The organism is uncultured Pseudoteredinibacter sp., from assembly GCF_947500695.1.
Lineage (GTDB): Bacteria > Pseudomonadota > Gammaproteobacteria > Pseudomonadales > Cellvibrionaceae > Pseudoteredinibacter.
In genome coordinates, this window is record NZ_CANMSS010000002.1 from 196,698 (window position 1) to 207,863 (window position 11,166).

Below are 11,166 nucleotides of genomic sequence, written 5' to 3' on the forward strand. Positions count from 1 at the left end.
AATTTACGCTTGGGCTTACCCTAAGCTATTGTTAAAATTGGAAAACTCAATATTAAGTCCGACTTTATATGCGAATAGCCAATATTAAAAACTGGGGTAAGGCAGAAAAGCAAACCGCGGGGATTCTCTGTGGATTGTTAATCATCTGTCTAGCAGCGGGAGCTTGGTACTATCAACGCTACGTAGTAAGCCAATCCGAGCAAGCGCTAAGCCAAGCTATTGACAGCATGGCAAGCACCCAAGTTGATGCAATCGGTCACCATATAGGCTCACTCAATCAAGATTTACAGCGCTTCACCAGCCGGGATGCCTTAAGTAAAGCTATCCAGCAGCAAGAGCCGGTAACTGTTCGCAGCTTTATGTCGAGCTTAGAAAAGGCCTTCCCCAAGGCTGTCGCGATACGCATTATTCCTCGAGGTACAGCCGAGATCGACCGCGAGCATAATGCCCCTATTCGTTTTGCTGAGCTCGACATGATTACTCGTGCAGAAAACCATCAGCCGATTACTGTCGAAGCCGCAAAAATTAAAAATCGCTGGCAATTTAATTTGGTATCCCCGATTCCTCAGGATACCAACCAAACCCCCGTAGCAACATTGATGGTAACTCTCAATCAAAATGCAATTGCCGAGCTGTTACGTGATGCCAGCCCAGACAGCGGTAAATTTGAATTACTACAACAATTTGGCCGCCACCCAGCACAACTCATCTTGTCTAAAGGTGACGCCAGCAGCCAGGAAAGCCTGACCAAGGAGATTCCCAATACTTTGTGGAAGCTGCGTTTTTCACCGTCACAAAGCACGGTGGATGCTGCCAATACCAGCCTACTACCTTTTTTGAGCATTTGGTTTTTAACAACAGCGCTTGTCTTAAGTGGCGCATTTCAGCTCTGTCGACGCCAACTCTCTGCTAGCAATAGTGGCACTAGGACCGTGCGTGAATTCGATCAAAAAGTGCGAGAGCATCAACTCAGCAATGGCCGACGCGTGGAGGACATCCTCGATATTGAAGTGAGTGCCGATGATGAAGATTTGCTCGGTGGCGGATACCAACAAACTGAGCCTGTGGACACACTATCAGAACTTGATCAACTTGAAGACGACAATGACGAGCCAGCAGCAACGCTAAGCAATGAACTTATCCCCGCCGAAGTATTTCGTGCCTACGACATACGAGGCTTAGCGGATCCTTATTTAAGCCCTGAGTTTGTTGATAGGCTTGGAAAAGCGCTGGGCAGCGAAGCCATTGATCAAGGGGAAGACACACTAATTGTCGCTCGTGACTGTCGCACACACAGCCCTGCAATATGCGAACAATTGATTGCGGGTATTACCAGCACCGGCTGCCATGTGCTAGATCTGGGCATCGTGCCAACTCCAATGTTGTACTTTGCCTGTCACATGATTTCTAACAGTAACAGCGGGGTTGTGGTTACCGCTAGCCATAACGGGCCAAAGCACAACGGTTTCAAAATGGTGTTCAATCGCAACACCATTAGTGATCAAGGCATTCAGTACATTAAGCAAAGAATGCAACAGGAAGCCTTTGCTAGCTCTGACAAAGCAGGTTCTGTTAGCCAGCAAGATATCAGCGCGGAATATATCGAACAGATCTTCTCTGATATTGCATTGGCTGGCGATATTACTGTGGTTATCGATGCTGGTAACGGAGCAACCTCTGAAGTTGCTCCGCGCTTATTCGAAGAACTGGGCTGTAAAGTGATCCCATTACACTGCGAATTTGATGGCCGCTTCCCGAACCACGCAGCTGATCCTAGTCGCGAACGTAATATGCGCGACTTGATTAAAGCCGTTAAAAAACACCGCGCCGATTTAGGCATCGCTTTTGATGGCGATGGCGACCGCTTGGGCGTAGTTACACCACAAGGCAAGATTATCTGGCCCGACCGCCAGTTAATGTTATTTGCCAAAGATATTGTTTCGCGTAATCCCGGCACCGACGTTCTCTTCGATGTGAAGTGTACTCGCCAGCTAAACAGTTTGGTCAGCAGTTACGGCGGACGCCCGATCATGTGGAAAACAGGGCACTCGCTAATGAAAGCCAAAATGGCTGAAACTGGCGCGCTTTTAGGTGGCGAATTATCCGGCCATATATTCTTCAAAGAACGCTGGTTTGGCTTTGATGACGGCATGTATTCTGCGGCTCGCCTGATGGAAATTATGAGCTTGCGCGATCAAGATTTGGACACCATTTTCTCTAGCTTCCCAGAGCTACCAGCAACACCAGAGATTAAAGTCGCGGTCGAGGAAAGCGTAAAATTCCAAATCATCGAAGATTTGATTTCCCATGGGCACTTTGAAGATGGCCGCCTAACCACTATCGATGGCTTAAGGGTAGATTTTGCCCATGGCTGGGGACTGGTCCGCGCCTCCAACACCTCACCCGCATTAACATTACGCTTTGAAGCCAATAGCGAAGAGCAATTGGAAGATATTCAGGAGCATTTTAGGGCGGAAATCGCTAAAATAGCGCCTTCCATAAGCTTTTAAATAGCATTGTAGGCACTTCACACCATAGCATCGGGGCCTACATGCACAGGTGTCCCTATGTCTTTATCACAAAAGAAGGCGATGAAAATCGCCGAAGTGCTTACTGAAGCACTTCCCTATATCCAGCGTTTTACCAATAAAACCGTCGTCGTAAAGTTTGGCGGCAACGCCATGGTAGACGAAGAATTACAAAACAGTTTTGCCCGCGATATCGTGCTAATGAAACTAGTCGGTATGAACCCCATCGTGGTTCATGGCGGCGGCCCGCAAATTGGCAAACTGTTAGAAAAGCTCAGCATCCACAGCGAGTTTGTTGACGGCATGCGAGTTACCGACAGCGCCACGATGGACGTAGTCGAGATGGTTTTAGGGGGCACCGTCAATAAGCAAATTGTCAGCTTAATTAATCGCAATGGCGGTCAAGCTATTGGTATTACCGGTAAAGACGGCCACTTGATCAACTCTAAAAAGCTTTCTGTCAGCCGCTACAACCCAGCCATGAAAGCTTCCGAAATTATTGATATCGGCCATGTTGGTGAAGTTAAAAGCATTAATACAGACGTTATCGATATGCTAATCGACAGCGACTTTATTCCGGTAATTGCTCCAATCGGCGTTGGCGAAGACGGCCAGAGTCATAACATCAACGCAGATTTGGTCGCCGGAAAGCTGGCGGAAGTTATGAAAGCCGAAAAGCTTATGCTGCTGACCAATGTGTCGGGCTTACAAGACAAAGAAGGCGAAGTTTTGACCGGCCTTAGCACCGAGCAGGTGGACGCGCTGATTGAAGATGGCACCATTTATGGCGGCATGTTACCGAAAATTAACTGCGCGCTAGATGCCGTTAAAGCCGGTGTGACCAGCGCACACATTATTGATGGTCGAGTAGCCCATGCGGTATTGCTAGAGATTTTCACCGATACCGGTGTTGGCACACTGATTACCAACCAGAAAAGCTAAACAAACTCTATAAAGTTCGACAGGAGTGCCATTAAACCGCCATAATTGCCCCATAGAATGGCAAGGGCTTGGCAGTTTAATGGCCTCGTGATGTACATCAATGTACGCCGCATTAGCTGTCTATTTTGCGAGCAAACTGACAATTTTTACGCCACAGCAATTGCAGCTTGCTGCGCTTGCCGTTAGGATGACAGTCGCCTTCGGCCGCGTTAACTGATGTACTTTCTCCACCGACTTTGGAACTTAGCGCAAATATTGGATTTGCCTCAATTGCATCTATGACTAAAAGCAACAATAAAACATCTCGTCGCCAACAAATCTTGCAAGCTTTAGCTCATATGCTGGAAGCTAGTCCTGGAGCCCGAATCACCACAGCCGCTTTGGCTCGCGAGGTCGGCGTTTCTGAAGCAGCCTTGTACAGGCACTTCCCCAGCAAATCCAAGATGTTTGAAGGCTTAATTGAGTTTATCGAAGAAACCTTGTTTAGCCGGATCAATTTGATTCTTAGTGAGCAACCTAATGCTTTAGCTGCCTGTGACAAGATTCTTTATCTATTGCTAACCTTTACCGAGCGTAATCCAGGCATTACTCGCATTCTTACTGGCGACGCCTTAGCAGGGGAGACAGACCGTCTGAGGGCGCGCGTAGCACAGCTCTATGACCGCTTAGAGACCCAACTAAAACAAGTTTTGCGTGAAGCTGAGGTTCGCGAGGGGCTGCGCCCAAGCATTACCGTTGGAGCTGCAGCCAATTTACTAATGGCCACAGCAGAAGGGCGTATCGCACAATTTGTACGTAGTGAGTTTAAGCGATCACCTACCGAGAATTGGCAGGATCAATGGATGGTGCTAACCCAAGGCTTTTTCAGATAAGCCTTTGATTAGCTGGTTTTTCCGGTAATTTCACTAAAGCGCGCAATATCCTCATCGAATTTCTCGATCAGCGCTTTACGCTCTGCTTGACGCTTTTCTATGCGCGCCTCGGTTACCTCACGCTTGAGCTTTAGCTCATCAAGCTGCTCCAATAGAGCATCACCGACAGTGCGGCCTGCACGCTCTAGGTTTGCAGCCTCCATACGTTTTTGGTGAATTCGAGTATCGATTCCGCCAATATTCCCTTTTAATATTTGAATGTTGCCGTCAATACTTTCCAATTTACGCTTCTTGGCACGCTCTATTTCTTTCACCGAGCTGTAGCGACGGCGCAATTCAGCGTCCCACTTAGCCAGCTCAGCTTTAGATTTCATATTCGCTTTCTCAGCATCGGAGGGGGCGGGTTTAACGACCCTAATCACCCTTCCGCTAGGGCTAACTACCTCATAACCATTTTGCGCATATTCAGGGGGCACGGTGGAATTGATGACCGGCACGCCGTTTTTATCGACATAGCGATAAAACACAGTCTCCCCGAGGGCAACAGGAGACGCCATAACCAGGGCTAAACTGGCGATGGATACTCGAGACAATCTTGCAATTAGGGCTGTTATCAACACCGTTTTTTCCTTTTCTTAGGCGGCTTCGATAAATAGTAAAAGAGGCGCTCTATTAGACCCCATACTGTTTACGGTATTCTTCTATTTTAGCTACTGTTTCGGGCATACCGCCAGTTTCTTCAAGATAAGTGACAATATCTTCGAGATTAACGATGCTAATCACGGGAATATTGAACTGCTGCTCTACCTCACCAATGGCGGACAATTCACCTTTACCGCGTTCTTGGCGATTCAAGCCAATGATAACCGCAGCTGGCGCCGCTTGCTGTTGCTCAATAATATCCATAACTTCGCGCACCGCGGTACCCGCAGTAATGACATCATCAACGATAGCAATCTTGCCATTTAATGGCGCCCCAACCAAGGTGCCGCCCTCACCATGAGCTTTTGCTTCTTTGCGGTTGAAGCAGTAGGGCACATCCCTTTGATGTTCGTCAGCCAAGGCTACCGCTGTTGTAGCGGCCAAAGGAATGCCTTTATAGGCTGGGCCAAATAACACATCAAACTGCAGGCCCGCATCAACAATCGCGGCGGCATAGAAGCGCCCAAGAGCGGCTAATGCTGCCCCAGTCTGGAAACGACCGGCATTAAAAAAGTAGGGACTGACGCGCCCTGACTTCAAGGTAAACTCACCGAAACAAAGTACTTCATGTTGTATCGCAAGCTTGATGAATTCACGCTGAAAGTCTTTCATAGTTTTCTCCACTTCATTTTTAGCCCCACTCTACCTCGAAGAGAAGCAGCACCTTAGTACCGTTACGCTCAAAGTTTGGCCAGATCAGCCGCTACAGCGTCCATTGGGGCCAAATAAACTACCAATATTTGCAAAGCTCGGTATCATACACAGTCCAGTATCAAGGGGCTATTAATGCGCATTATCAGTTTAAGTGTCGACGGCATCCACCAGGCAGCTCAGCGTGGATTGTATGATTGGCTAGCCGAGCAAGACGCCGATATCGTCTGCTTACAAGACCTGCGCGCGCAAGAATACGAGCTGGATCACGACACCTTTCACCCAGAAGGCTATTTTGCTTATTTTTTCGATTCTGGTATTGCCCATACCAATGGCGTTGCAATCTACACTCGACATATGCCCAAAGCACTTATTTACGGCTTTGGGTTTGCCAGCGGTTTGGATATGCAAGGCCGCTATCTGCAGTTGGATTTTGAAAAACTCAGCATTGGATCGTTTTTAGCGCCTCAAGCCGAAGCTGGCAATGAGCAGCAACTAGAAGAGAAAGTCGGCTTCTTTGACGACCTACAAGCCCATTTGCACAAGATCTCTAACAAGCGTCGTGACTTTATCTTTTGTGGTAACTGGGCCATGGCCCGCGATCGTGCTGATGTACAAAATTGGCAGAATCACGAAGATGACGATGGCTTCCGCCCCCATGAGCAGCAATGGATGCGCCAATTAGTCGATGAGCTGGATTACGTCGACGCTTTTCGCAGGGTGAACGCCGATGCTGATGAATACAGCTGGTGGCCATCAGGCACTGTAGGTGAAAGAGACGGCTGGCGAACTGATTTACAGATCATTTCCGATGACCTTAAGCACCGTATTGAATACGGCGCCATTAACAAGCACAAACTCTTTTCCAGCCACCTGCCATTGATTATGGATTACGACATCGAGCTGTAAGGCTAAAACCCTATTGAGCGTGGCATATAGCCGCGCCCGATCATCTGTTACAATCCCCCTCCTGACACCCACAAGGTGGCATGCTGCCCAACATAAAGCTCGCCCATCGCCCGCGAGCAAACTCGATCTCAAAGAAGATCCCACAAGCGCAGCAGGGCTTCGAGCCCATTCGCAAACCAAGCAATAGTACAACCGAGGATGTTATGCCCGAGTATCGCTCCAAAACCTCTACCGCTGGCCGCAATATGGCTGGTGCCCGCGCGCTTTGGCGCGCAACTGGCATGAAAGATGAAGACTTTCACAAGCCGATTATCGCCGTCGCCAACTCATTCACTCAATTTGTACCTGGCCATGTTCACCTAAAAGATATGGGTCAACTGGTCGCTCGTGAAATTGAAAAAGCCGGCGGCGTCGCCAAAGAGTTTAATACCATTGCTGTAGATGATGGCATCGCCATGGGCCACGATGGCATGCTGTACAGCCTGCCCAGCCGCGACATCATTGCTGACAGTGTTGAATATATGGTCAATGCTCACTGTGCAGATGCACTAGTGTGTATTTCCAACTGCGACAAAATTACTCCTGGAATGTTAATGGCCGCAATGCGTCTGAACATTCCCGTTATCTTTGTTTCTGGCGGCCCAATGGAAGCCGGTAAAACCAAGCTAAGCGAGCATAAATTAGACTTGGTTGATGCCATGGTGATTGCCGCCGATGACACAGTAAGCGATGAGCATGTCGCCGAAATTGAACGCAGCGCATGTCCAACCTGCGGCTCTTGCTCTGGTATGTTTACTGCCAACTCCATGAACTGCTTAACCGAAGCCTTAGGCCTAAGTTTGCCTGGCAATGGCACTGTAGTGGCCACCCACGCCGATCGCGAAGAGTTGTTTTTAGAAGCCGGCCGCAAAATTGTGGAAATCACCAAGCGTCATTATGAAAATGATGACTACAATGTGTTACCCCGCAGTATCGGCAACTTTAAAGCCTTCGAAAACTGTATCACTCTAGATATCGCGATGGGCGGCTCCACTAATACCATTTTGCATTTGTTAGCGATCGCCCAAGAAGCCGAAGTCAATTTCACCATGGAAGACATTAACCGTCTTTCCAAAACCGTTCCGCAACTGTGTAAGGTAGCACCGAACACCCCCGAATATCACATCGAAGATGTTCACCGCGCGGGTGGCATAATGGCCATCTTAGGCGAGCTAGATCGTGCCGGTGTACTGCATAGCGATTTACCAACTGTGCACAGTAGCAGTATGAAAGAAGCTTTAGATAAGTGGGACATCATGCGCAGCCCCAGCAGCGAGGTGATGGAGTTTTATAAAGCCGGCCCTGCTGGTATTCCAACCCAGCAAGCCTTTAGCCAAAGCACACGCTGGCCAACACTTGATGCCGACCGCGCTAACGGTTGCATTCGCTCACTGGAAAACGCTTTTAGTTTAGAAGGCGGTCTAGCCGTTCTGACAGGCAATATTGCAGAAGATGGCTGCGTTGTAAAAACCGCCGGTGTTGATGATTCCATTCTGGTTTTTGAAGGCAATGCTTACGTCACTGAATCACAAGATCAAGCGGTAGCCGATATCTTGGCTGATAAGGTAAAAGCAGGCGATGTGGTTATCGTGCGCTACGAAGGGCCACGCGGCGGCCCTGGCATGCAGGAAATGCTGTATCCAACCTCTTACATTAAATCCAAAGGTTTGGGTAAAGACTGCGCACTACTAACCGATGGCCGTTTCTCTGGCGGCACCTCAGGTTTAAGTATCGGTCACGTTTCTCCAGAAGCTGCTGCCGGCGGTGCCATTGGCCTCGTTCAAAATGGCGATCGAATTAAAATCGATATTCCCAATCGCTCAATCGATGTATTGTTAAGTGATGAAGAATTGGCTGAGCGTCGTAAAGTACAAGACGAAAAAGGCTGGAAGCCTGTCGAAGCTCGCCCACGAAAAGTGAGCGCTGCATTGAAAGCCTATGCCATGTTGGCAACTAGTGCCGATAAAGGTGCGGTTAGGGATTTGTCTCAGCTGGATTAATGATCAAGCCATGCAAATCTGATTAAGAGCCCCGCATTAGCGGGGCTTTTAATTTTGGCTGTTCTCAGTGAATCACTTGATCAACTATCACAAAGTTTTGCCCAGCTGGGTCAAAGCGTAGAGTTACATCGCTGCCTTGATAGGGAAAATCTTCTACTAAAATGTCTCTATCGTAGGACCTTACGTAGAATTGCTCGCCGTTTTCGTTTAGCGGAGTGAAAGATAAAAAATCAATTTCTTGAATTACATATCTCGAACTCGGATAGAGGTCATAATCATACGCACCTATATCAATAGTATGCCAGCCGTTCTTTAACAACCCCGAATACCATAGAGTAGTCCAGCCGTAGTTACCATTTAAACCAAAGGACTCATTTACGTCTCTCCGCTCATGAAAACTAAGTGTCCTTACCTGATCAAAATCAGCTAAATCAATCGCGATAGACTTCCATCCATAATCAATATAACGATCCAATTCGGAATCGTACTCTCCATCCCCTACAAACCAACCTCGTAGACTTTGGACACCCGATAGAACCGTGTTACTCGACGGATTTTCTATATTTGCCACCCTGCGCTCCCCTGCGAGTGAAGACTTCTTTCTTCGGGAAGAACTTGAATATCGCTGTTCCCCAGTTATCGAATGCCGCTCTTCACTACGAAGTGAATTTTCATCTGCATCAAACTGATTAGTCACAGAAAATTTTTGCTCTGCGGTATTAAACGCCAACTCCGATGCGTGCCCATGAATTGGAAAATCTTCAACCCTAATTGTTCTTTCCACATTATGGATATACTGTACGCTGCCATTAGCCTCAGGGTTAAAAACTCTGAATGTCCGGCTTGCGACATGCAAACCAATAGCATTAAAAACATCCAGTGTGTGGATACCATTATTTAAATTGCCACTATAAACTGGAACACTCCACCCCAGATATGGTTTCCCGATTTCCCATTTTTCACCCATTGCATCACGAACGTCCGATCGCGAATCCATATGCTTATAATACTGCCTCTCCCCACCATCAAGACTAATAGAAAAAGTAGAGCTTACGCCATAGTAACCATATAGACTGAATTTATTCTCCCAGTCAGGCGCATTTATCCAGCCCCTTAGCTGCGACACTCCTGAAAGAGGAAGTCGACTAGATGGTGATTCGATACTGGCATTGCTTACAGTATTGGTGACTCCAAGATCGACCACGCACTCTACGCCTATACATTGAGAAAAACTAATTTGCGCAACACAGCTATCTTGGTTGTCATCAATGAAAAATACACTATTTACAAGCTCGCCCGCGCAACCTTTTACTTTATTGGCTTTATACCCAGGGTCAGGAACTATAAAAATTCTTCCACGTTCACCGGCTATCTTTGGGGCTAGAGCAGCGCTACCATTTTCTGCTAGCTCTATATCAATATTGATTTGGTAATCTTCTTGGCCTTTTGATAGAGTTTGCCATGAGCCATCCAACAAATAGTCGTTCTCATTAGTTTGAACACTAATAACTTCTGCCGGCGGATTTACAAAATGATTCGAACCCAAAAAGACAAAAGTTCGACCAGCGACTTGAGAATCACGATACAGCACAAATTCCGGTATCTCCCCCCAAAAACCCGAGTTATCAATTGAAACATGATGGCTAGGGCCATTGTTAAGAACTTCAAAAGGAAACTCCCCCCAAAGAAACTGGTTTCTGTCGAGAGCAAGCCTAGACAATTTTTTCAGATCCACAATAGACGGACCCACTTCCCCATAGAATAGATTTGAATGCAACCTCAACTCCCTTAAGCTTGGAAGTTCGCCCCATATATCAGGAAAATAACTTCTAATTTTAAGATTACCTAAATCTAATATTTTCAGTTTATTAAGATTTTTAACGGACTCAGGAAAAGTGTTGATTACATCTGATTTTCTAGCCGTCAACCTTAGAGTTTCAAGATTTCCGAGTTTTCCCCAAAAATCAGGAAGCGGACCAGTATAATGCGTATACCTGAGATCTAAATATTCTAGTTCGGACAGATTTGAAAAACTGTTTTCGAAGAACCCTTTCAGAAATACATTTTGATATTCTCCAGGCAACATAATCGAGGTAACGCGACCTTGCTCGATTTTGACACCATCCCAAGTCGATACATCATAAGCCCCCCAAGTATCAAAGACGTCATAATCCACAACTGAAAAAGAGTGATAAAAATCAACAAGAGCTAAGCAGTCTTCTTTCAGAATATTTAGCCGTTTGCTTTCACAGACAGTGTTAATTTGAGGGTTAGAAAGCACGAGCTGAGAAAGGAAAGTGGCCACTAGACCGATAATTAATCGCATTACAACACCTATGGAATTTACTAGCTTTTAAGCTCAACAACTTAATCAGCAATATTGGAAAACAGCCGCCGTATATCAAGGAAGGGTTATAAAATAGTGGGGATAAACCTTAACCAAATCCTTGGTAATCGCTGGTCCTTTAAATTAGGGGATAACTTACAGCAAGTATAATCTAATCAAAATCGATAAATGCAATT

Annotated in this window: 8 protein-coding genes; 5 read left to right on the plus strand and 3 right to left on the minus strand. The window is 46.8% G+C overall.

All coding sequences use genetic code 11. The features are described from left to right. Positions 1-68: 68 nt before the first annotated feature. The 3 genes from Q1A08_RS04630 (at position 69) to slmA (ending at position 4,342) form a co-directional block, all read left to right on the plus strand. Positions 69-2,510, plus strand: coding sequence for a phosphomannomutase/phosphoglucomutase (locus tag Q1A08_RS04630; RefSeq protein ID WP_299770298.1), 2,442 nt, complete (start codon positions 69-71; stop codon positions 2,508-2,510). Between the two features lie 57 nt (positions 2,511-2,567). Further along, positions 2,568-3,470 carry an acetylglutamate kinase gene (gene argB / locus Q1A08_RS04635; protein ID WP_299770299.1) on the plus strand — a complete coding sequence of 301 codons (903 nt, stop codon included), beginning with the start codon at positions 2,568-2,570 and terminating at the stop codon, positions 3,468-3,470. Positions 3,471-3,748: 278 nt separating this feature from the next. Beyond that, complete coding sequence (slmA, locus tag Q1A08_RS04640) at positions 3,749-4,342, plus strand: nucleoid occlusion factor SlmA (RefSeq protein ID WP_299770300.1); 594 nt, start codon at positions 3,749-3,751, stop codon at positions 4,340-4,342. 8 nt (positions 4,343-4,350) lie between these two features. Here the strand turns inward: slmA and Q1A08_RS04645 are convergent, their stop codons facing one another. Together Q1A08_RS04645 and pyrE are read right to left on the minus strand one after the other, a co-directional pair. Further along, positions 4,351-4,962 carry a hypothetical protein gene (locus tag Q1A08_RS04645; RefSeq protein ID WP_299770301.1) on the minus strand — a complete coding sequence of 204 codons (612 nt, stop codon included), beginning with the start codon at positions 4,960-4,962 and terminating at the stop codon, positions 4,351-4,353. A 52-nt stretch (positions 4,963-5,014) separates the two neighbouring features. Beyond that, on the minus strand, positions 5,015-5,656 hold the full coding sequence (gene pyrE, locus Q1A08_RS04650) for an orotate phosphoribosyltransferase (protein WP_299770302.1): 642 nt from the start codon (positions 5,654-5,656) through the stop codon (positions 5,015-5,017). Between the two features lie 174 nt (positions 5,657-5,830). Between pyrE and Q1A08_RS04655 the strand changes: the two genes are divergently transcribed. After that, entirely contained in the window at positions 5,831-6,604 is a 774-nt protein-coding gene (locus Q1A08_RS04655) for an exodeoxyribonuclease III (RefSeq protein WP_299770303.1), read from the plus strand. A 203-nt stretch (positions 6,605-6,807) separates the two neighbouring features. After that, on the plus strand, positions 6,808-8,643 hold the full coding sequence (ilvD, locus tag Q1A08_RS04660) for a dihydroxy-acid dehydratase (protein ID WP_299771100.1): 1,836 nt from the start codon (positions 6,808-6,810) through the stop codon (positions 8,641-8,643). A 64-nt stretch (positions 8,644-8,707) separates the two neighbouring features. On the opposite strand, the gene Q1A08_RS04665 is transcribed toward ilvD, so the two are convergent. Beyond that, a complete protein-coding gene (locus Q1A08_RS04665; protein ID WP_299770304.1) occupies positions 8,708-10,969 on the minus strand; it encodes a hypothetical protein in 2,262 nt (753 codons plus the stop codon). Between the last annotated feature and the right edge of the window lie 197 nt (positions 10,970-11,166).

Excerpts from the sequence above, each read along its gene's own strand:
- Q1A08_RS04630 (WP_299770298.1), top strand. The coding sequence starts at position 69 with ATGCGAATAGCCAATATTAAAAACTGGGGTAAGGCAGAAAAGCAAACC.
- argB (WP_299770299.1), top strand. The coding sequence starts at position 2,568 with ATGTCTTTATCACAAAAGAAGGCGATGAAAATCGCCGAAGTGCTTACT.
- slmA (WP_299770300.1), top strand. The coding sequence starts at position 3,749 with ATGACTAAAAGCAACAATAAAACATCTCGTCGCCAACAAATCTTGCAA.
- pyrE (WP_299770302.1), bottom strand. The coding sequence starts at position 5,656 with ATGAAAGACTTTCAGCGTGAATTCATCAAGCTTGCGATACAACATGAA.
- Q1A08_RS04655 (WP_299770303.1), top strand. The coding sequence starts at position 5,831 with ATGCGCATTATCAGTTTAAGTGTCGACGGCATCCACCAGGCAGCTCAG.
- ilvD (WP_299771100.1), top strand. The coding sequence starts at position 6,808 with ATGCCCGAGTATCGCTCCAAAACCTCTACCGCTGGCCGCAATATGGCT.
- Q1A08_RS04665 (WP_299770304.1), bottom strand. The coding sequence starts at position 10,969 with ATGCGATTAATTATCGGTCTAGTGGCCACTTTCCTTTCTCAGCTCGTG.